This is a genomic window from Mesorhizobium sp. M1B.F.Ca.ET.045.04.1.1 (assembly GCF_003952465.1).
In the GTDB taxonomy this organism is placed as follows: domain Bacteria; phylum Pseudomonadota; class Alphaproteobacteria; order Rhizobiales; family Rhizobiaceae; genus Mesorhizobium; species Mesorhizobium shonense.
On sequence record NZ_CP034448.1, the window covers coordinates 7,287,216 to 7,308,168 of the forward strand.

Consider the following 20,953-nt stretch of genomic DNA (forward strand, 5'->3'; position numbering starts at 1 on the left):
TTGCCGGTACGAGTTGCAATCAACGGGTTCGGGCGGATCGGGCGCAACATCCTGCGAGCGATCCTGGAATCCGGCAGGACCGATGTCGAGGTCGTTGCCATCAACGACCTCGGCCCCGTCGAGACCAACGCGCATCTGCTGCGCTACGACAGCGTCCACGGGCGCTTTGCGGGTCGGATAGCGATAGACGGCGACACGATACAGATCGACGGGCGGGCACCGATGCGGGTCACCGCCTTCCGTGACCCGGCGCAGCTTCCTCATGCCGAACTGGGCGTTGACATAGCGCTCGAATGCACCGGCATCTTCACAACGCGGGACAAGGCCGCTAGCCATCTGGCCGCCGGTGCAAGAAAGGTGCTGGTGTCGGCTCCCGCTAATGGCGCCGACCTGACCGTGGTCTACGGGGTCAATCACGACAGGATCGCGGCGGACCACGTCGTCTTGTCCAACGCGTCCTGCACCACCAATTGCCTCGCCCCGGCAGCCAAGGTGCTGCATGAAGCCATCGGCATCGAGCGCGGCTTCATGACGACCATCCATTCCTACACCGGCGACCAGCCGACGCTCGACACCACGCACAAGGATCTTTACCGCGCCCGCGCGGCAGCCCTGTCGCAGATCCCGACATCGACGGGGGCCGCCAAGGCGGTCGGGCTGGTGCTGCCCGAACTGAAGGGCAAACTGGATGGTGTCGCCATCCGCGTGCCTACACCCAACGTCTCGGCGGTGGACTTCAAATTCGTGCCGTTGCGCCCGACGAGCGTGGAGGAAGTCAACGCGGCGATTGTCGCGGCCGCGCGCGGACCGATGGCCGGCATCCTCTCCATCGTGGACCAGCCGCTGGTCTCGTCCGACTTCAACCACGACCCCGCCTCTTCCTCCTTCGCTCTCGACCAGACTAAGGTCATCGATGGACAACTGGTGCGGGTCATGTCCTGGTACGACAACGAATGGGGCTTCTCCAACCGCATGGCGGACACGGCCGCCGCGATCGGCGGCGCGCTGTGAACGGCCTCGGCGATATCCGTTCCGTCGACGTCGCCGGCCGGCGCGTTCTGGTCCGGGCGGACCTCAACGTCCCGCTGCGCAACGGCACGGTTGCGGACACGACACGCATCGACCGCTTCGCGCCGACCGTGACCGATCTGGTGGCGCGCGGCGCCAGGGTCGTCCTCATGACGCATCTCGGGCGCCCCGCTGGAGAAGCAAACCCGGTCTATTCGGCCAGGCCGGTCGCCGATCGGCTGGCGCGCGCCAGCGGATATCCCGTGACCTTTGTGCCGGATTGCGTAGGCACGGTCGCTGAGCACGCGGCATCGCATCACGAGGCGGGCACCATCCAGCTCCTGGAGAACCTACGCTTCCACAAAGCCGAAGAGGAAAACAGCCGGTCCTTTGCGCTCCGCCTGTCGGTCAACGGCGACATCTATGTCAACGACGCGTTCTCCTGCGCCCACCGCGCGCATGCTTCCACTCATGCCATCGTCCGATTGATGCCGGCCTATGCCGGACCTTCTCTGCTGGCCGAAGTGGCGGCACTCGAAACGGTGCTGGAGAACCCCGTGCGCCCCGTGGCCGCGCTGGTCGGCGGCGCCAAGGTGTCGTCGAAGATCGCCATCCTGGAGCAGCTTGTCACGCGGATGGATCACCTCATCATCGGCGGGGGCATGGCCAACACCTTCCTTGCCGCGAAGCGGCTCGACGTGGGCCGGTCGTTGCATGAGCGGGACTGTATCGGAATCGCCCGGACAATCATGGCCAAGGCCGCGGAAAGCGGATGCCGGATCCTGCTGCCCGACGACGTGGTCGTGGCGCATGACCTGAATGAGACGGCCACTCCCCTCGAAGTCCCTGTCAACGCAATCCCCGCCGACAGGATGGCACTCGACGTGGGCAGTGCCACCGTCATGCGCATAGGCCGCGTGCTGGAAGAATGCAGGACCCTGCTGTGGAACGGCCCGCTCGGCGCTTTCGAGATCGATCCGTTCGGCAGGGGCACATTTGCGGTGGCGCGCTACGCCGCCGAACTCGTCCAGGTTGGCCGGCTCACCGCCATCGCCGGAGGCGGCGACACCGCCGCGGCGCTGTCCGCGGCCAGGGTTGCCGATCGCATCACCTATCTCTCGACCGCCGGCGGCGCCTTTCTCGAATGGCTCGAAGGACGCAGCCTTCCCGGCATCGAGGCGCTGCGCAACAAGGTTCCCAACATGGAGATCGCCTGATATGGCCAAGATAACGCTTCGCCAACTGCTCGACCATGCCGCCGAGCACGGTTACGGCGTACCGGCATTCAACATCAACAACATGGAACAGGGCCTGGCCATCATGGAGGCGGCCAGGACCTGTGACGCGCCGGTGATCATCCAGGCCTCGCGCGGCGCCCGCTCCTATGCCAACGACATTATGCTCTCCAGGATGATGGAGGCGTTGACCGAGATCCATCCAAACATTCCGCTGTGCATCCACCAGGATCACGGCAACAGCGAAGCCACATGCCTTTCAGCGATCCGCCATGGCTTCACCTCGGTGATGATGGACGGGTCGTTGCTGGCGGACGCCAAGACCCCTGCGAGCTACGACTACAACGTCGCCATCACCGAACGCGTCGCGTGCATGGCGCATTGGGTCGGCGCTTCCGTCGAAGGCGAGCTCGGCGTGCTCGGCTCGCTCGAAACCGGCCAGGGCGAGGCCGAGGACGGTCACGGCGCCGAAGGCTCCCTCTCCCATGACCAGCTATTGACCGATCCCGATCAGGCGGTCGACTTCGTGACCGCCACCCGCGTCGATGCGCTGGCGATCGCCTGCGGCACTTCCCATGGCGCCTATAAGTTCACGCGCAAGCCGGACGGCGGCATCCTGGCCATGCAGGTGATCGAGGCGATCCACGCGAAGCTGCCGAACACGCATCTGGTCATGCACGGTTCGTCCTCCGTGCCGCAGGAACTGCAGGACATCATCAACAAATATGGCGGTGAGATGCCCCAAACCTTCGGCGTCCCGGTCGAGGAGATCGAGCGCGGCATCCGCCACGGCGTGCGCAAGGTCAACATCGACACCGATTGCCGCATGGCGATGGCGGGCCAGTTCCGCAAGGTCGCCCAGACGAGCCGCTCGGAGTTCGATCCGCGCAAATTCCTGAAGCCGGCCATGGATGCGATGCGTGACCTTTGCCGCGACCGTTTCGAACGCTTCGGCACCGCGGGCAACGCCTCGAAGATCAAGGTCATCGCCATGGACGAGATGGCCAAACGTTACGCCGCGGGAAAGCTCGATCCGCAAATCGCAACCGCGAAAGCCGCCTGAGCGGCGGTCCACCAACAAAGGAAAAGGACCAGCCTCATGCCCAACAAATCCGAAACCGTGACCGGCAAGGACCGCTACAGATCCGGTGTCATGGAATACAAGAAGATGGGGTACTGGGAGCCCGACTACGAGCCGAAGGATACCGACATAATCTCGGTGTTCAGGATCACGCCGCAGGACGGCGTCGATCCGATCGAGGCCGCCGCGGCAGTCGCCGGCGAATCCTCGACCGCGACCTGGACGGTGGTCTGGACCGACCGGCTGACGGCGACAGAAAAATACCGCGCCAAGGCCTATCGGGTTGACCCGGTGCCGAACGCACCCGGACAGTATTTCGCCTACATCGCCTATGACCTCGACCTGTTCGAGCCGGGTTCGATCGCCAATCTCTCGGCGTCGATCATCGGCAACGTCTTCGGCTTCAAGCCGTTGAAGGCATTGCGGCTGGAAGACATGCGTTTTCCTGTCGCCTATGTGAAGACCTTCCAGGGTCCGGCGACCGGCATCGTCGTCGAGCGCGAGCGCCTCGACAAGTTCGGCCGCCCGCTGCTCGGCGCCACCGTCAAGCCGAAGCTCGGCCTTTCCGGTCGCAATTACGGCCGTGTCGTCTATGAGGCGCTGAAGGGCGGGCTCGATTTCACCAAGGACGACGAAAACATCAACTCGCAGCCCTTCATGCATTGGCGCGAGCGTTTTCTCTACTGCATGGAGGCGGTCAACAAGGCGCAGGCCGAGACGGGCGAGATCAAGGGGACCTATCTCAACGTCACCGCGGCCACCATGGAGGACATGTACGAGCGCGCCGACTTCGCCAAGGAACTCGGCTCCAACATCGTCATGATTGACCTCGTGATCGGCTACACGGCAATCCAGTCGATGGCGAAATGGGCGCGCAGAAACGACATGATCCTGCACCTCCATCGCGCCGGCCATTCGACCTACACGCGGCAGAAGTCGCACGGCGTCTCCTTCCGCGTGATCGCCAAATGGATGCGGCTTGCCGGCGTCGACCACATCCATGCCGGCACGGTGGTCGGCAAGCTGGAAGGCGATCCGGCAACGACCAGGGGCTACTACGACATTTGCCGCGAAGACTATAACCCGATGCGGTTGGAGAACGGCATCTTCTTCGACCAGCACTGGGCCTCGCTCAACAAGCTGATGCCGGTGGCGTCAGGCGGCATCCATGCCGGGCAGATGCACCAGCTCATCGACCTGCTCGGCGAGGATGTGGTGCTGCAGTTCGGCGGAGGCACCATCGGCCATCCCATGGGCATCGCGGCCGGCGCGACCGCCAATCGCGTCGCGCTCGAATGCATGATCCTCGCCCGCAACGAGGGCCGCGACTACGTGCGCGAAGGTCCGCAGATCCTGGAGAACGCAGCCAGGAACTGTCTGCCGCTGAAACAGGCGCTCGAGACCTGGAAGGATGTGACCTTCAACTATGCATCGACTGACACGCCGGACTTCGTTCCGGTGGCAACGGCGGCCGAATAAGGAGACAGACAATGCGCATCACCCAAGGGGCCTTTTCCTTCCTGCCCGACCTGACCGACGACCAGATTCGCGCGCAGGTGCAGTATTGCATCGACAACAAATGGGCCGTCAGCCTCGAGGTCACCGACGACCCGCACCCGCGCAATGTCTATTGGGAGATGTGGGGTCACCCGATGTTCGACAATCCCGACGCGGCGGCGCTGATGATGGAGCTCAACGCATGCCGCAAGCTCTATGGCGACCGCTATATCCGCGTCGTCGCTTTCGATGCCTCGCATGGCTGGGAATCGGTGAAGCTCTCCTTCATCGTCAACCGTCCCGCCGAGGAACCCGGCTACCGACTCGAGCGGCAGGAAACTGCGGGCCGCATGATCCGCTACACCACCAAGCCCTATGCCGCCGACAAGCCGGCTGGAGCAAGGTACGGCTGATCATCGCGACAAGAGGAGAATGCCATGTCGGCGCCAGCCTTGGCCGAAACGGAAGCGCCTCAAAACGCCGTCCCGGCAGCGATCGATCTGCGCGAGGAATTCGAAACCTCCGGCGTCAAGGACGTCCTGGCCGAGCTTGACCGCGATCTGATCGGGCTCGCCCCGGTCAAGAGGCGCATCCGCGAGACGGCAGCACTCCTGCTGGTCGAGCGGGCGCGCCGGCGCATGGGACTCGCGCACGAAACGCCGACATTGCATATGAGCTTCACCGGCAATCCGGGCACCGGCAAGACGACCGTGGCGCTGCGCATGGCCGACCTGCTGCATCGACTCGGCTATATACGCAAGGGCCATCTGGTCTCGGTGACGCGCGATGACCTGGTCGGCCAGTATATCGGCCACACCGCGCCCAAGACGAAGGAGTTCCTGAAGAAGGCGATGGGCGGGGTGCTGTTCATCGACGAGGCCTATTACCTCTACCGGCCGGAAAACGAGCGCGATTACGGCCAGGAAGCGATCGAGATCCTGCTGCAGGTGATGGAGAACCAGCGCGACGACCTCGTGGTGATCCTCGCCGGCTATGCGCAGCGTATGGACCGCTTCTTCGAAAGCAATCCGGGATTCCGCTCGCGCATCGCCCACCACATTGACTTTCCCGACTATTCCGACGACGAGCTCCTCAGGATCGCGGAACAAATGCTCGAAAAGCAAAACTATCTGTTCGACACTAAGGCAATCGGGGCGATGGTCGACTACATCGCACGCCGCCGCGCGCAGCCGCATTTCGCCAACGCCCGTTCGATCCGCAACGCGCTCGACCGTGCCCGGCTGCGACAGGCCAACCGCCTGTTCGAGAGCGCCAACGGGCCGCTTGACGCCAAGGCGCTGTCGACGATCTCGGTCGAGGACATCACCGCCAGCCGGGTGTTCGCGCCGAATCCTGGCGAAGGAGAAAGCAAATGACCGCAAAGACCATCATCGCCCCTTCCGTTCTGTCGTCGGATTTCTCGCGGCTCGGCGACGAGGTCGAAGCGGTCGCGCGGGCGGGCGCCGACTGGATCCATCTCGACGTGATGGACGGGCATTTCGTGCCCAACATCACCTTCGGTCCGCCGGTGATCAAGGCGATCCGCAATCGAACCGACAGGATCTTCGACTGTCATCTGATGATCGCGCCGGCCGATCCCTATCTCGCCGCCTTTGCCGACGCCGGTTGCGACATCATCACGGTGCATGCCGAGGCCGGGCCGCATCTCGACCGTTCGCTGCAGGCGATCAGGAGCCTCGGCAAGAAGGCCGGCGTATCGCTCAATCCGTCGACGCCGGAAAGCGTCATCGAATATGTTCTTGACCGGCTCGATCTGGTGCTTCTGATGACGGTCAATCCGGGTTTCGGCGGCCAGGCCTTCATTCCGGCCGTCATCGACAAGGTCAGGCGGGTCAAGGCGCTGGTCGGCCAACGCCCGATCGACATCGAGATCGACGGCGGCGTCACGCCCGAGACGGCTCCCCTGGTCACCGCGGCCGGCGCCAATGTGCTCGTCGCCGGCTCCGCCGTCTTCAAGGGCGGTACTGCCGACGCCTACCGAACCAATATAGCCGCGATCCGCCACGCCGCCGACAGGGTGGCCGCAAGGGAACCGGCATGAGTCTCGCAGTAAAGGACATCGAAGGCTCGTCGCTTCGCGCCGTCTTCTTCGATCTCGACGGCACACTCGTTGATTCCGCTCCGGACATCGCGGCGGCCGTCAATGAATTGATGGCAGGTTTCGGGCTGGCGCCGCATTCATTGGAAGCTGTCCGCGGCATGATCGGCAACGGAATCGGGGCACTGGTGGAGCGTGCATTCGCCACCCATGGCGTCGCGCTTTCGCGTCAGGAATTTCGCGAGCGCCACGCGACGATGATCGACATCTATGCCGACAATCTCACCCGCTTGACCACGCTCCGGCCCGGGGCTGCACAGGCCCTGTCGGCTGCCCGCAAAGCGGGATTGCGGACAGGCGTGGTCACCAACAAGCCAGAAGGTTTCTCGCGCATTATTCTGTCGCGTTTCGATCTGCTGGCGGAACTGGACGTTGTGATCGGTGGCGACAGCGGCTACCCGAAAAAGCCCTCCCCCGAGATGCTGTTGGCCGCGTGCAGGAGCTGCGGCTGCGATGCACATGAGGCGGTGCTTGTCGGCGATAGCGGGACCGACGTGCAAACGGCTAGGGCAGCGGACATGGTGTGCGCCATCGTGCGGGGCGGCTATACGGCCGTCGCGCCAGAGGCTCTCGGCGCGGATGTCGTGATCGACCGGCTCGATGAACTCGAACCGAAGTTCTTCGCGGCCAGCAGGGCTCAATAATGCCGATTCGCGCGATCGTCTTCGACGTTGACGGCACTCTGGCCGAGACGGAAGACCTGCACCGGCGTTCTTTCAATCAGTCGTTCGCGGAGCACGGCCTAAGCTGGAATTGGGATAGCGCCCTTTATACGGAGCTGCTCGCAATAGCGGGCGGGCGCGAACGCATTATCGCCTATAGCTGCAGGATGCAGTGCCAGCTCGATGCTGTCGCCCTGCACGCGCGCAAGACGGATCTCTATAACCGGGCGATCCGGGAGGGCGCCATCGCTCTGCGCCCCGGGGTGGAGGGCTTGATCGATCACGCCAGACGCAAGGGCTTTTTGCTCGCAATCGGGACGACGACAAGTAGGGTGAACGTGATGTCGCTCCTTAAGTCAACTCTGGGCGATGAGGCACCTCGACTTTTCGCAACCATCCGGACCGGTGAGGACGTCAAAGCCAAGAAGCCGGATCCTGAGGTCTATCGTTTGGTGCTGTCAGATCTCGGGCTGGAAGGATCGCAATGCATTTGTATCGAGGACTCCAGAAATGGGCTTCTGGCAGCAATCGGCTCAGGCATGCGCACCATCATCACCCCCAGCCAGTTCAGCTGTCATGAAGATTTTAGCGGTGCCGATCTGATTTTGCGCAATCTGGCGATGCCATGGTCATCGGCAGAGTTCCGTCCTTACACTTCCCTGATGGCCCAGCCGATCGAGCTTAGTCGTCTGCTTACGCGCGAACGAGCTTAACGGTCTGCGATGACCGGCTGAACGGAACCCTTGACCCATTGCGGCAGGCGCTCGCGCACTGCGCTCGTCCAAGGAAATGTTGTCTAGCACTGCTATCGGAGCTTCGCCGTTTCGAAACCGTCGAACTGCTGTCTGGGCCAGCTCGTCGTTGCGCAGCAAGGGGCAAGCTGCTAATCAAGTAGACATTTTGGAAACATGGTTTCATGGACCATTCCGGTACAGTCGTCATTGTAGCTCGTCGAGGCAGCGATTGGGCGGATAGCCTTGAGGTGCTGTCGGAGCGGTACGCCTATCGGGTGCTGCCGGTTGGCAGTCCGGCCGAGGCACTGACAACGATGAGCAGCATCCATGTCGATTTGGCGGTCGCGGAGGATCGACAGGATGAGACTGTGGGTCTTGATTTCCTCACCCGGTTGCGCGTGTCTCACCCGGACATCATGCGCGTCTATGTGACACCGGCGCCCTCCTCGTTGTCTTACCAAGCGCTTTCCAAGGCAGCGATTTATCAGTTCCTTCTGACCCCTCTCGACCCGGCGCAGCTCGGTTTAGCCGTTGAGCGGGCCCTGGAAGCGCGTGAACTTCATCGCCGCCATCGTATTCTGTCTCGGGAGTTCAAGATTTCGGGGCCTCTGATGTTCGGGGAGCGCCGTGACCCCGTGTTCAGGCCAGAAAGCCACCAGTTCGAAAAACTCGTCTATGCAAGCGAAAAAATGGCAGAGATGTGCGATCTGGCGCGGCAGGCAGCTGCGACCGAACTGCCCATCCTGATCGAGGGCGAGACCGGTACTGGCAAGGAGCTGCTTGCGCGCGCCATCCACTACAATTCACCCAGGCGCGCAAGCCCGCTCCTTGTCCAGAACTGTGGGGGCATGCCGGACGAATTGCTCCAGTCGGAACTGTTCGGCCACAAGCGCGGCGCGTTCACCGGGGCGATTTCGGACCGGCTCGGCCTGTTTCGGGCTGCCGATGCAGGAACGGTCTTCCTAGATGAGATCTCAGATGTGTCGCCATCCTTTCAGGTCAGCCTGCTGCGCTTTCTCCAAGAAGGCGAGGTCAAGCCGCTGGGTGCCGACAAGGTCATCCACTGCAACGTCCGCATTATCGCCGCATCAAACAAGCCGCTGCAGGACCTCGTCGTGCAGGGCAAGTTCCGTCAGGACCTTTATTTCCGGCTGAAGGGCTTCGAGTTCGAGGTGCCGCCGCTGCGCGATCGTCCAGAAGATATCGGGCCGTTGGCGGAGTTTTTTGCCGCCAAGCATGCCGATGCAATGGGCCGCAAGGTTCTTGGTATCACCGCCAACACACTCGAGAAGCTGGCGCTGTGCAGCTTTCCCGGCAACGTGCGCGAACTGGAAAACGAAATTCGCCGCATGGTCGCGCTAACCAAGGATGGTGAATACATCACCACCCGCAACATGGCGCCATCGCTGCTCGCGACCGCCTCTGCCCGCAAGCAGGGCGACGGCTTAAGGGGCTTTGTGCCCGAAGGGACCACGCTTAAGGACCAGGTCGAGAGTCTCGAAAAGCAGATTGTGGGGCGCGCCCTTATACGAAACCACTGGAACCAAAGCCGCACCGCGGCCGAGCTCGGATTGTCGCGCGTTGGGCTTGCCAACAAGATTAAGCGCTACAGTCTCAATGAAAACGGTTGAGAGGCATCCATGACCACCGAAGATCCGAAAGATCAGGGCACGACCGTCCTGCGCTTTCCGCAGTCGCGTGTGTTGCCATCCCGGCACGCTGAGCCGACGCGATATCTGGGAGTGGGCGCCATGGCCAATGTAATCGGCGCCCCGGAGCATCAGACAACGGGTCATTGGTGCAGCCGCTGCAGAGGTATCTGGTACGGCTATCTTCTGGAGGTCGCCTGCCCGGCATGCGGCAACCGTCACGGCTAAGCGGCCGACAAACGGCCACAAACGAACTTTCCACCTGCCAAGTTAGTTTGCACATCAGCGAAGAAGAATGTTGCAACGCAACACACGACTGGTTCCCTTAAGCCGCTGAGTTACAACGATTTTCTTAGCGCGACCTGACTTGGCATGTTGCTTGCAATTCCTCTTGCGTAGACGCGCTGCACCTAACGGTCAGCAGCGTAGCGGAGGAGGAAATTCATGGCCAATCTTCTATGGCTCCAGGGCGGAGCCTGCTCGGGCAATACGATGTCGTTCCTCAATGCGGAGGAGCCAAGTGCCTGCGATCTCGTCACTGATTTCGGCATCAACGTGCTCTGGCATCCGTCGCTGGGACTGGAGCTCGGGGATAATCTCAAAAAGCTGCTGAACGCGCTGACCTCCGGCCAGATGCCGCTCGACATCTTCGTCTTCGAAGGTACGGTCGTGAACGCTCCCAACGGCACTGGTGAATGGAACCGTTTCGCCGGGCGCGCGATGCGCGACTGGGTGAGCGACCTTTGCAAAGTGGCCAATTTCGTCGTCGCTGTCGGCGACTGCGCGACCTGGGGCGGCATACCCGCAACGGCGCCGAACCCTTCCGAAAGCCAGGGCCTGCAATTCCTGAAGCGCAACCAAGGCGGTTTCCTTGGCAAGGACTACAAGTCGAAGGCCGGACTGCCCGTGATCAACATTCCAGGCTGCCCCGCTCATCCGGACTGGATCACGCAAATTGTCGTTGCGGTCGCGACCGGGCGCGCGGGCGATCTCAGCCTCGACGAGTTCCAGCGGCCGAAAACCTTCTTCACCTCCTTCACCCAAACGGGCTGCACCCGCAATATGCACTTCGCCTATAAGGTGTCGGCCACCGAGTTCGGCCAGCGCAAGGGCTGCCTCTTTTATGACCTGGGCTGCCGTGGCCCGATGACCCATTCGCCGTGCAATCGTGTGTTGTGGAACCGGCAATCGTCCAAGACGCGCGCCGGCATGCCCTGTATGGGCTGCACAGAGCCGGAATTCCCGTTCTTCGATCTGGCACCGGGCACCGTCTTCAAGACGCAGACGGTTATGGGCGTGCCGAAGGACATGCCCTCCGGCGTCGACAAGACCGGCTACATCAAGCTGACCGCCGCCGCCAAGGCCGCTTCGCCGCGCTGGGCCGAAGAAGACATCTTCGTCGTCTAAAGCGCGCTTTCCCGAACCCGATCGACAAAGGTCAAAGACATTATGTCCGCTGCAGTTCAAACACTTGATATTTCGCCCGTCGGCCGCGTCGAGGGCGATCTCGACGTGCGCGTCGACATCCAAAATGGCGTCGTGGTCAACGCCTGGACGCAAGCCGAGCTCTTCCGCGGCTTTGAGGTGATCCTGCGCGACAAGGATCCGCAGGCGGGGCTCGTTGTTACCCCGCGCGCTTGCGGCATCTGCGGTGCCTCCCACCTTACCTGCGCAGCCTGGGCGCTCGACACTGCGTGGAAGGCCGAGGTGCCACGCAATGCAATCCTCGCCCGCAACCTGGGACAGATCGTGGAAAGCCTGCAGAGCCTGCCAAGGCATCACTACGGACTTTTCATGATCGATTACACGCACAAGAACTACTCCCATTCGAAATACTATGAGGAGGCCGTCAAGCGCTGGTCGCCATTCACGGGGACCAACTATGAGCTCGGCGTGACCATCTCCGGGCGTCCGGTCGAAATCTACGCCCTGCTCGGCGGGCAGTGGCCGCATTCGAGCTATATGGTGCCAGGCGGCGTCATGTGCGCGCCGACACTGACCGATGTGACCCGAGCCTGGTCTATCCTGGAGCATTTTCGCCGCAACTGGATGGAGCCGGTCTGGCTCGGCTGCTCCTTCGAGCGCTATGAGCAGATCCAGTCGTACGACGACTTCATGGCCTGGCTGGATGAGCGGCCAGAACATGCCAATTCGGATCTTGGCATGTTCTGGCGCATGAGCCTCGATGTCGGCGTCGACAAATATGGCCAAGGACACGGCAAGTACGTCTCTTGGGGCTATCTGCCCCATGAGGACAAGTATAACCGCCCCACGATTGAAGGCCGCAACTCAGCGGTCCTTATGAAGAGCGGCGTCTATGACGGCGCGAGCGACACGCACAAGCTGATGGACCAGGTCTATACGCGCGAAGACCTCAGGCATGCCTGGTATGACGAGCCGGGCGGCATGCATCCGTTCGAGCGCGTGACCAAGCCAGTCGGCAAGAACCCGGTCGATTATGACAACAAGTATTCTTGGTCGGTTGCCGTGCGCCACGACCAGAACGGACGGCTCGAGGCAGGTCCTCTGGCGCGCCAGCTGATCGCCGGCGGCACGCATGGCGAGAGCTGGCAGCACTATGATCCGTTGGTGCTGGACATGTATAAGAAACTTGGGGGAGCGAGCGTGATGTTGCGCCACTTCGCGCGCATGCATGAAGGGGTCAAGCTATATCGGCAAGCCGAACACGCACTCAGGGAGTTCCGGTTGAATGATCCCTGGTATGTCAAACCGACCGAAAAGGATGGCAAAGGGTGGGGCGCAACAGAAGCCATTCGCGGGGCGCTTTGCCATTGGATCGAGGTGCAGGGCGGCAAGATCAAGAATTATCAGATCATTGCGCCCACGACATGGAACGTAGGGCCGCGCTCCGATGGCGGCGAACTCGGCCCGATCGAACAGGCGCTGATTGGAACGCCGATTGCGGATATGAACGACCCTGTGGAGGTCGGACATGTCTGTCGCTCGTATGATTCTTGTCTTGTGTGCACCGTGCACGCTCACGACGCCAATACCGGCGAGGAGCTTGCCCGTTTCCGCACGGCATAGATATCTGCCGGTTCTACGACGCTGCCCGATCGTCTGCATCAGCTGGCGATCGGCCCGCTCTCCAAATGTCGGGACGGTAGCCGATGAACAATGAGCAACAGCATGCCCTGCTGCGCAAGATGGCGCAGCTCATGAAGTCGGGCCTCGAGACGCAGACCGAACCTTTTCCTGAAACCGAAAAGGAGTTCGCGGCGGTTCTTGACGAGTTGCGCAAGCTCGATGCGAACGACGTCGAGGCCAAGATGGTCATCAGTGGCTTTGTCGATCATCCTTATGGGCCTGACAGGCAACGCTGCATGGAATGCATGTATTATCTGGTCCACCGAGAATGGTGCGACTTGCCAGAGTTGGCAGTTCCGGTCGACGCGGACTGGTGGTGCCGCCTCTGGCGCATCTGACGTTCCCTTTTGCGCAGGCGTGCCCTGGAGGGAGGCTGCGATGACGACCATTGACGATGCCCAGTCTCGCGAAATCATTGAGTTGCTACTGACGAGATCGCCGGAGACGGAAGCATTCCCACGAGCCGACAGCCATGACGATGTGCTCGCCGTCATTGGCCGTCTACAAGCGACCGGGGCCGAACTTTCGGCAAAGCTCGTGATCGCGGGCTTCACCTTGCGGCCGGTCGAGCACCAGGGAATAGAGCAGGCGTGTGAGAGCTGCATGTATTATATGGTGCATCGCAGGTTCTGTGAGCTTCCCGAACTCGACCTGCCGGTCGAGCCGGAGTGGTCGTGCCGGCTTTGGCGGATATGACGGGCAGGCCAGCATGATCGCGGTGGTCGGCTGCGGCAATCTCAACAGGCAAGACGACGGCGCCGGGCCAGAGGTGATCCGTGTGCTGCGCGCCGCAGGGCTGGAAGGACCGGACGTCAAGCTGCTGGATGCCGGAACGGATGGCATGGCGGTCATGTTCGCCGCCCGCGGTTGCCGGTCCTTGATCCTGGTTGATGCGGCCCGCAGCGGCGTCGAAGCGGGCGCGATCTACGAGGTGCCGGGACGCGAACTGGCGCGGCCTTATTGTCCAGGACTCAATCTGCACGACTTCCGCTGGGATGCCGCACTCCATGCCGGCCGGCAGATCTTCGGCGCAGCCTTCCCGCACGACGTCACCGTATTCCTGATCGAGGCCGGGCAGCTGGATTTGGGGCTGGGTCTCAGTGTGCCTGTAGCCAAGGCGGCCTTGGTGGTAGCCCAGCGCATTGGGGAAATCGTGGCGGACCGCCTCGCGGCCGGACAGCAATGAACGATGCGACTTTAACCGTGCGCGTGAGCCGCGGCGGCTTGCATCTGTCGGGTGAAGCCTACGAGCGGCATTTCTCTAGGATCAGCGGCATTGTGCTGATGCGACGTGAGGCCGACCTGCTCATCCTGCCGGTGCTGCTGGCGCAGGCAGGAGGATATCTGCTCAAGCGTAAGAACCTGGCAGGCGACCGGGTGGCGCACGCTCCGGACTTCTTTCGGGCGAACGGGATGGCGGATGACGAAGAGCGCGAGCTTCAAGTGGTGTGGGACAGCTCTCAGGCCGGCTTCATCGGTCGGGGCGTCTTTGCAAACTAAGTTTGCACATCGTAATTTAAGTAGACAACACTCAAAAAGCTGGTAGCATCAGCCGCAATAGAGGCTGCAACCAAGCAGCGTGGGAGGATAAAGGTGAGGCAATCTCGTGTGGACGAGGAAGTGCGCGCCGCGTTGGCGGCTGCCGACGACCCTTCCGCCTCGCTCCAGGATCGCGCCGAGATGCTCATGGAGATCGCCATGGGTCTTCAGCAGCGTCCGAAATCGCCCGACGAGATCGAGGCCGCGATTGATCTCTACGAAAGAGCCGGCGCTATTTGTCCGAGCGGCGAGCATCTGCTGAGCACACGGATTGCCGCTCGCCGGGCAACCGCACTTCTGGCTCTGCCAAACGGCGGTGCCGATGCTCTCGAGAGAGCCCGAACCGAGTTGGAAAAAGCGACCTACTATTTTGCCGATCTCGATCGACCGGAAGAGCTGGCCGAGGCGGAGATGAACCTTGGACTGGCGATCCACAATCTCGCCGGGTTGAACAGGGCGCGCATCACCGATGCCATCTCGGCCTACCAGCGGGCGTTGCGCACCTTCGACCGTGTGAGGTTCCCGAAAGAATTCGCCATCCTGCAAAACAATCTGGCGACTGCCTTCCTGTCCATGCCCTTCACCGACAGTCGCGCCAAAATGCGCGAGGCGCTGGCCGTGCAGGCGTTCGAGGAAGGGCTGAAGATCGTCAACCTGATCGATCATCCCACCGAATACGCGATGCTGCAGAACAACCTCGGCAACGCACTGCAATATGCCTCGTCCAGCCATATCGTGGAAAACAATCTGCGCGCGCTCGAAGCTTATGACGAGGCGCTCAAGGTGCGTACCCGCGCGGCCATGCCGCTGGAATACGCCAACACGATCGCCAACAAGGCGAACTGCCTCTGGAACCTTCCCGACGATCCCGCGGATCCGGCCAACGGCAATCGCGCAAACCTGACGGCTGCGCGCGAATATTACCGCGAATGTCGCGAGATATTCATGGCATCCGCCGAGGCCGACAAAGCGCGCATCGTGGCGGAGGCCTGCGAACAGATCGACCGGGAGCTGCTTTCGGCGCCAGCCACGAAATCCGACGGATTGTCCGGGTCTGTCCAACACCATCTCAATTGACGACAACAAGGAGCGCGAGGTGACATTAGTGGAACTTACTGCAGGCGTAGCGTTGCTGGCGCTGCTAATCGGCATCATGACATCGGGCATAGGTGGCGCGATCGGCGGCATGGCAACCGGCGGCAAGGCGATCGGCAACCAGCTGGCCGCGATGATGGGCAGCTTCTACGGTCCGGTCGGCGGCGTGTCTGGCATCGTCGTGGGCCTGATCCTTTTGGCTCTGATCGGCTGAGGTGCAAGCATGTGGGAAATGGCGAAAAGCTCGATCATCCTGTTCCTCAAGGGTAAGCTCTTTGCGGAGCCCGCCAAGGTCTACAGACAAACCGCGATAGGTGCCCTGACGACCGCCGCCCTGCTCGTGATCCTGGCCAAGCTCGGGGTCCCGGTCGTAGCCGCCGCGGCGGTGGCCGGCCTCGTAGGCGGCGCGGTGCAGCCGTACCTCTTCAAGGACCTTCGGTACCGGTAGGAAATATGGGCAGATGAACGCCGTCGATCTCGTTCCGACCCAACGCGATACGCTCGCCGGATACACCGGGGACATCGAGCGGGTGGAGGCGCTGTTTGCTTCTTGGGACGAGACGCAGCGCGCTGCCGCGGAAGCCTACCGGCGCGCCATAGAAGACCTTCAGGGCGAGGCATTCCGGCGACTGATCCGTGCTCTGAAAGCTGATCCGGCAGCGCTCCAGGCGATGAAGACGGCGGCCGCTGACGAGATCGTTTATGCCGTGCTGCGACACCACAACATCCTCAAGCCGAGCTTGAGCGAACGTGTCGAGGCAGCGCTTGACGGTGTGCGCCCGATGCTTGCTTCCCACGGAGGCGACGTCGAGCTCGTATCGGTGCGCCCGCCATCCATTGAGGTGCGCTTCACCGGGGCCTGTGACGGGTGTCCCGCCTCGGCCTTGACCTTCCATGCCGGCGTCAAAAAGGCGGTGGAGGAGGCCTGCCCGGAAATCACCGACATCCTCCAGGTCAAGGGATCAGGCGCCGGCGCTAACGACAGCGTGCGTTTCATCAGTCCCTTCGCGCTTGGTGCGGTGGACGGTTGGCATCTGGTTTGTCGGCTCGACGAGATCCCGCAGGGCGGCATGCTTCGCCAGCTGGTCGGCGGCGAAAACGTAATTTTGTCTCGGCAAGGAGCGGTCGTCTCCTGCTTCCAGAATGCCTGCGCGCATCTCGGCCTGGAAATTGACGGCGGCGCGGTCGAGGACGGCATCGTGACCTGCCCGTGGCATGGCTTCCGCTATGATCTTGCCACCGGCGAATGCCTCACTGCTCCCGAGGTGCAACTCCAGCCGCACATGGTCAAGGTGATCGGCAACCGCGTCGAGGTGAGGCTCGCCAGATGACGCGCGTCTCGCTCGCATCCGCTTTCCGGCCGGCTTGCCCGGTCCCCTTGCCGGCCTCGCCGCTGCTCGATCCCGCCGGCGCCAGCATCGTGCTCGGCCACCATGTCGCTGCGAACGGCCTGCCGGTGCCGATCGCGCCGGGCCCCTCCACATTGTTCGGGCCACGCGGGGTCTGCTTTGCGCCGGGCGGCGCTTTCCTTGTGGCCGACACCGGTCATCATCGGCTGCTCGGTTGGCGCCAGCTCCCGCAAGCCGACAACGCGCCGGCAGACTTTGTCATCGGCCAGCCGGACTTCTTCGCGGAAGGGCGCAACGCTGGAGACAAGCCCGGACCCGCGACTTTGAACATGCCGACCGGCATTGCCAGTGACGGTCGCCTCCTGGCTGTGGCGGACGCGTGGAACCATCGCGTCCTGATCTGGACGTCGCTGCCCGAGCACTCCAACCAGCCGGCGGACCTGGTGCTCGGGCAGAAAGACTTCGGCGGCGGACACGCCAATCGCGGGGAGTGCCGGGCGGGCCCTGATACGCTCAACTGGTGCTATGGCGTGACGATTGCGGACGGTCGTCTGTTCGTGGCCGATACTGGCAACCGACGCGTTCTGGTCTGGAACGCCCTACCCGAGACAAACGGCCAGCCCGCGGATCTAGTATTCGGTCAGCCGGACATGTTCGCACGCGACGACAACGGCGGATCCGGCGCAAGTGCTTCCGGCATGCGGTGGCCGCATACGATTGCAGTGACCAGCGGCAGGATTTTTGTGGCCGATGCTGGAAACAGCCGCATCATGGCCTGGAACGGCATGCCCAATGCAGACGGCGCGCCGGCGAGTTTCATTCTCGGCCAGAAGAACTTTGAGGCTATCGATCATAATCGCGCCGCGTACGACCCGAGCGAGCGGGCTTTGCAGATGCCCTATGGCATCGCCGTTCGCGAAGGCACGTTGATTTGCGCCGATACCGCAAATTCGCGCATTGTGGGCTTCCCGCTCGAGGGCCTCGATATGGACGCTCCGGCAACCACGCTGGCAGGGCAGAGCGGGTTCGCCCTCAAGGGTGACAATCGCTGGAAGGCGGCCACTCGCGACAGTCTCTGCTGGCCCTTCGCGATCGCGGTGCATGAGGACCTGGTTGCGGTGGCCGACACCGGGAACAACCGGGTGCTCATATGGGAGGCGGCGCCATGACGGCCCTCCCCGCCCGGCAGGCCGCTGACCGGCACGAAAGCGTGCAGATTCGCGTACGCGGCCGCGTGCAAGGGGTCGGCTTTCGTCCGACGGTGTGGCGTTTCGCGCAAGAGGCTCTGCTCGACGGTGAAGTGCTGAACGACGGCGAAGGGGTTTTGATCCGCGTGCGCGGGCCACGCGACGATATTGCTCGTCTTGTCGAGCGGTTGCGCGGCGAGCCGCCGCCGCTGGCGGCCATTGAGACGATCGAGGTGTCTCCTTTCGTCGGCTGGCTGGACGAAGGCTTCAGGATCATTGCAAGCACGACTGGCGAAGCCCGCACGGAGATCTCACCGGACGCCGGCATTTGCGCCGCTTGCGCGGCCGAGGTGCTCGACCCCTTTGCGCGCCGCTACCGTTATCCCTTTACCAACTGCACCCATTGCGGCCCTCGCCTGACAATTGTCAAAGGCGTGCCCTACGACCGTGCGACGACCACGATGGCGCCATTTTCATTTTGTGCCGATTGCGCCGCCGAATATGGCGACCCGGCGGACCGCCGCTTTCACGCCGAACCGATCGCATGTCACGCCTGCGGACCGAAGGCGAGGCTGATCCGCTTCGACGGACGCGCGGTGAGTTACGAGCAGCACTCCATGCTCGATGACGTCGACGCCGCGATGAGCCTGATCCAGAAAGGCGAGATCGTCGCCATCAAGGCGCTAGGTGGTTATCAGCTGGCCTGCGACGCTACGCGCGCCGATGCCGTCGACCGGCTAAGGCAATTGAAGCGGCGCGAGCGCAAGCCCTTTGCGCTGATGGCGCGCGACATGGAGGTGATCCGCAAATACTGCCGGGTCACGCCTGGGGAAGAACAGGCGCTGCGCTCCGCCGCCGCCCCGATCGTGCTGCTTGATGCTTCGGGGCCGCTGCGTCTGCCCGAGAGTGTGGCGCCGGGCATGGCGACCTACGGCTTTATGCTGCCTTCGACGCCTCTGCACGTTCTGTTGTTTCGCCGCATGAAGCGCCCAGTCGTGATGACCAGCGGCAATCTTTCCGAAGAACCGCAGGCGAAGGGCGAAGCCGAAGCGGCGGCAAAGCTGGGACCAATCGCGCCTTTCGCGCTGATCCACGACCGCGACATCGCCAACCGCGTCGACGATAGCGTGGTGCGTATGGCCGCTGGAAAGGTGCGGATGCTTCGCCGCGCGCGTGGTTATGCCCCGGGCTCGATTGGTCTGCCGCGCGGTTTCGAATCCGCACCGCAGATCCTTGCTTTCGGCCCGCAAATGAAAGCAACCTTCTGCATGGTCAAGGACGGCCGCGCGGTGCTCTCGCAGCACCAGGGCGATCTGGAGGACGCGGCGACCTTCGACGACTACCGCAAGAACCTCGCGCTTTTTCGCGATCTGTTCGATCATCGGCCAGATGCGCTGGCCTGCGACAGGCACCCCGAATATGTCTCGAGCAAGCTGGCCCGTCAGCGCGCGCATTCACAAGGCCTTCCGCTTTTCGAGGTGCAGCATCACCATGCGCACATAGCGGCTTGCCTGGCCGAAAACGAGCGGCCGTTGGATACACCCGCGGTGCTCGGCATCGCGCTCGATGGCCTCGGTTTGGGAGCAGCGGGCGAAATCTGGGGCGGCGAGTTCATGCTTGCCGACTATCGCGGTTTCGACAGGCTCGGCACGTTCAAACCCGTGGCCATGCCTGGCGGCGCGCAGGCGTCGCGCGAACCGTGGCGCAATCTTTACGCGCACCTCATGGCCGAGATGAGCTGGACCCAGCTTGCGATGAATTTCAGCGAGCTCGAAGTCTTGCAGGCGCTTGCCGGCAAGCCGCGCGCTACACTCGACGCCATGATCAAGGGCGGCGTCAATTCCGCGCCGGCGTCCTCGTGCGGCCGGCTCTTCGACGCCGTCGCGGCCGCGCTTGGCATCTGTTTTGAGCGCCAGGCCTATGAAGGCGAGGCAGCCATGCGGCTGGAGGCGATCGTCTGTCCGAAAGCCATGGCCGAGGAGGGCGACGAACTCGCCTATCCTCTCACGATCCCCAATCTGAAGGGAAGCGGCCTGCCCTATATCGAGCCGCTCGCCATGTGGAACGCGCTGCTCGGGGATCTGATCTTGCAGACACCCGTGGGCGTGATGGCGGCGCGCTTTCACAGGGGACTGGCCGAGGCCCTTGCGGCGATGACGCTGAAACTTTCGCGCCGCGACGACGAGCAGGGTCCGCGCTTTGACACCGTCGTCCTTTCGGGCGGGTGCTTCCATAACCGCGTGCTGCTCGAGGAGACCCTGCGCCGGATTGAGGAGATGGACTTCAAGGTCCTCACCCACGCCGAGGTGCCCGCCGGCGACGGTGGCGTCGCGCTCGGTCAGGCGGTGATCGCTGCCGCGCATTCTATGGTCGCCGGCAAAGTCCGGCCAGAAGGAGGAAGCCCATGTGCCTCGGTATTCCGGGACGGATCATAAGGATCGACGATGCCGGGCGTAAGCTTGCAACCGTCGACGTGAGCGGCGTCCGGCGCCAGATCAACATCGCCTGCATCGTCGACGCGGAGCACCCGGTGGAGAGCTGCGTCGGCGACTGGGTGCTTGTCCATGTCGGCTTTGCGATGAGCCGCATCGATGAGAACGAGGCGGCTGAGACGTTGAAGATCCTCACAGAACTTGGCGAGGCGCAGGCCGAAATTGAGGCAATGCGTCAATCCGCCCTTCACTAGGGAG

General features: G+C 62.7%; 24 protein-coding genes. All 24 read left to right on the forward strand.

Annotated features, from left to right (window positions below):
- The 24 genes from gap to EJ071_RS36020 all read left to right on the forward strand — a co-directional run bounded on the left by gap (position 1) and on the right by EJ071_RS36020 (position 20,949).
- Complete coding sequence (gene gap, locus EJ071_RS35905) at positions 1 to 1,011, forward strand: type I glyceraldehyde-3-phosphate dehydrogenase (RefSeq protein ID WP_126102074.1); 1,011 nt, start codon at positions 1 to 3, stop codon at positions 1,009 to 1,011.
- Positions 954 to 2,225: a phosphoglycerate kinase gene (locus EJ071_RS35910; protein WP_126102075.1), complete on the forward strand. Its 1,272-nt coding sequence runs from the start codon at positions 954 to 956 to the stop codon at positions 2,223 to 2,225. Before gap ends, EJ071_RS35910 begins: the two co-directional genes overlap by 58 nt.
- Position 2,226: 1 nt before the next feature.
- On the forward strand, positions 2,227 to 3,306 hold the full coding sequence (gene fba / locus EJ071_RS35915) for a class II fructose-bisphosphate aldolase (protein WP_126102076.1): 1,080 nt from the start codon (positions 2,227 to 2,229) through the stop codon (positions 3,304 to 3,306).
- Positions 3,307 to 3,342: 36 nt separating this feature from the next.
- Positions 3,343 to 4,803 carry a form I ribulose bisphosphate carboxylase large subunit gene (locus EJ071_RS35920; RefSeq protein ID WP_126102077.1) on the forward strand — a complete coding sequence of 487 codons (1,461 nt, stop codon included), beginning with the start codon at positions 3,343 to 3,345 and terminating at the stop codon, positions 4,801 to 4,803.
- 11 nt (positions 4,804 to 4,814) lie between these two features.
- Positions 4,815 to 5,234, forward strand: a complete 420-nt coding sequence (locus tag EJ071_RS35925) for a ribulose bisphosphate carboxylase small subunit (protein ID WP_126102078.1) — start codon at positions 4,815 to 4,817, stop codon at positions 5,232 to 5,234.
- Between the two features lie 39 nt (positions 5,235 to 5,273).
- On the forward strand, positions 5,274 to 6,197 hold the full coding sequence (cbbX, locus tag EJ071_RS35930; RefSeq protein ID WP_189521596.1) for a CbbX protein: 924 nt from the start codon (positions 5,274 to 5,276) through the stop codon (positions 6,195 to 6,197).
- Entirely contained in the window at positions 6,194 to 6,883 is a 690-nt protein-coding gene (rpe, locus tag EJ071_RS35935; protein WP_126102080.1) for a ribulose-phosphate 3-epimerase, read from the forward strand. Before cbbX ends, rpe begins: the two co-directional genes overlap by 4 nt.
- Positions 6,880 to 7,584 carry a phosphoglycolate phosphatase gene (gph, locus tag EJ071_RS35940; RefSeq protein WP_126102081.1) on the forward strand — a complete coding sequence of 235 codons (705 nt, stop codon included), beginning with the start codon at positions 6,880 to 6,882 and terminating at the stop codon, positions 7,582 to 7,584. The genes rpe and gph overlap by 4 nt, the downstream gene beginning before the upstream one ends.
- Positions 7,584 to 8,315 carry an HAD-IA family hydrolase gene (locus EJ071_RS35945; protein WP_210211894.1) on the forward strand — a complete coding sequence of 244 codons (732 nt, stop codon included), beginning with the start codon at positions 7,584 to 7,586 and terminating at the stop codon, positions 8,313 to 8,315. Before gph ends, EJ071_RS35945 begins: the two co-directional genes overlap by 1 nt.
- Before the next feature lie 203 nt (positions 8,316 to 8,518).
- Entirely contained in the window at positions 8,519 to 9,967 is a 1,449-nt protein-coding gene (locus EJ071_RS35950; RefSeq protein WP_126102083.1) for a sigma-54 dependent transcriptional regulator, read from the forward strand.
- Between the two features lie 9 nt (positions 9,968 to 9,976).
- Positions 9,977 to 10,213 carry a hypothetical protein gene (locus tag EJ071_RS35955; protein ID WP_126102084.1) on the forward strand — a complete coding sequence of 79 codons (237 nt, stop codon included), beginning with the start codon at positions 9,977 to 9,979 and terminating at the stop codon, positions 10,211 to 10,213.
- 216 nt (positions 10,214 to 10,429) lie between these two features.
- Positions 10,430 to 11,392 (forward strand): hydrogenase, encoded by a 963-nt coding sequence (locus tag EJ071_RS35960; RefSeq protein WP_126102085.1) that lies wholly within the window; start codon positions 10,430 to 10,432, stop codon positions 11,390 to 11,392.
- Positions 11,393 to 11,497: 105 nt separating this feature from the next.
- Positions 11,498 to 13,033 carry a nickel-dependent hydrogenase large subunit gene (locus EJ071_RS35965; protein WP_245460109.1) on the forward strand — a complete coding sequence of 512 codons (1,536 nt, stop codon included), beginning with the start codon at positions 11,498 to 11,500 and terminating at the stop codon, positions 13,031 to 13,033.
- Between the two features lie 83 nt (positions 13,034 to 13,116).
- The gene (locus EJ071_RS35970) at positions 13,117 to 13,431 is read left to right on the forward strand and encodes a hypothetical protein (protein ID WP_126102087.1); all 315 of its coding nucleotides are present in this window, start codon (positions 13,117 to 13,119) and stop codon (positions 13,429 to 13,431) included.
- A gap of 40 nt (positions 13,432 to 13,471) precedes the next feature.
- On the forward strand, positions 13,472 to 13,789 hold the full coding sequence (locus EJ071_RS35975; RefSeq protein WP_348628122.1) for a hypothetical protein: 318 nt from the start codon (positions 13,472 to 13,474) through the stop codon (positions 13,787 to 13,789).
- Positions 13,790 to 13,802: 13 nt separating this feature from the next.
- Positions 13,803 to 14,279, forward strand: a complete 477-nt coding sequence (locus tag EJ071_RS35980) for a hydrogenase maturation protease (protein ID WP_126102088.1) — start codon at positions 13,803 to 13,805, stop codon at positions 14,277 to 14,279.
- Positions 14,276 to 14,593 carry a hypothetical protein gene (locus EJ071_RS35985; protein WP_126102089.1) on the forward strand — a complete coding sequence of 106 codons (318 nt, stop codon included), beginning with the start codon at positions 14,276 to 14,278 and terminating at the stop codon, positions 14,591 to 14,593. Before EJ071_RS35980 ends, EJ071_RS35985 begins: the two co-directional genes overlap by 4 nt.
- 93 nt (positions 14,594 to 14,686) lie before the next feature.
- Positions 14,687 to 15,709, forward strand: coding sequence for a hypothetical protein (locus tag EJ071_RS35990; RefSeq protein WP_126102090.1), 1,023 nt, complete (start codon positions 14,687 to 14,689; stop codon positions 15,707 to 15,709).
- 19 nt (positions 15,710 to 15,728) lie between these two features.
- Positions 15,729 to 15,941: a hypothetical protein gene (locus tag EJ071_RS35995; RefSeq protein ID WP_126102091.1), complete on the forward strand. Its 213-nt coding sequence runs from the start codon at positions 15,729 to 15,731 to the stop codon at positions 15,939 to 15,941.
- 9 nt (positions 15,942 to 15,950) lie between these two features.
- Complete coding sequence (locus tag EJ071_RS36000; protein ID WP_126102092.1) at positions 15,951 to 16,175, forward strand: hypothetical protein; 225 nt, start codon at positions 15,951 to 15,953, stop codon at positions 16,173 to 16,175.
- A 13-nt stretch (positions 16,176 to 16,188) separates the two neighbouring features.
- Entirely contained in the window at positions 16,189 to 17,058 is an 870-nt protein-coding gene (locus tag EJ071_RS36005) for a NifU family protein (protein ID WP_126102093.1), read from the forward strand.
- Positions 17,055 to 18,245, forward strand: a complete 1,191-nt coding sequence (locus EJ071_RS36010) for an NHL repeat-containing protein (protein ID WP_126102094.1) — start codon at positions 17,055 to 17,057, stop codon at positions 18,243 to 18,245. Before EJ071_RS36005 ends, EJ071_RS36010 begins: the two co-directional genes overlap by 4 nt.
- On the forward strand, positions 18,242 to 20,698 hold the full coding sequence (gene hypF / locus EJ071_RS36015) for a carbamoyltransferase HypF (protein ID WP_245460110.1): 2,457 nt from the start codon (positions 18,242 to 18,244) through the stop codon (positions 20,696 to 20,698). Before EJ071_RS36010 ends, hypF begins: the two co-directional genes overlap by 4 nt.
- Positions 20,668 to 20,949 carry a HypC/HybG/HupF family hydrogenase formation chaperone gene (locus tag EJ071_RS36020; RefSeq protein WP_126092853.1) on the forward strand — a complete coding sequence of 94 codons (282 nt, stop codon included), beginning with the start codon at positions 20,668 to 20,670 and terminating at the stop codon, positions 20,947 to 20,949. The genes hypF and EJ071_RS36020 overlap by 31 nt, the downstream gene beginning before the upstream one ends.
- The last annotated feature ends 4 nt before the right edge of the window (positions 20,950 to 20,953 follow it).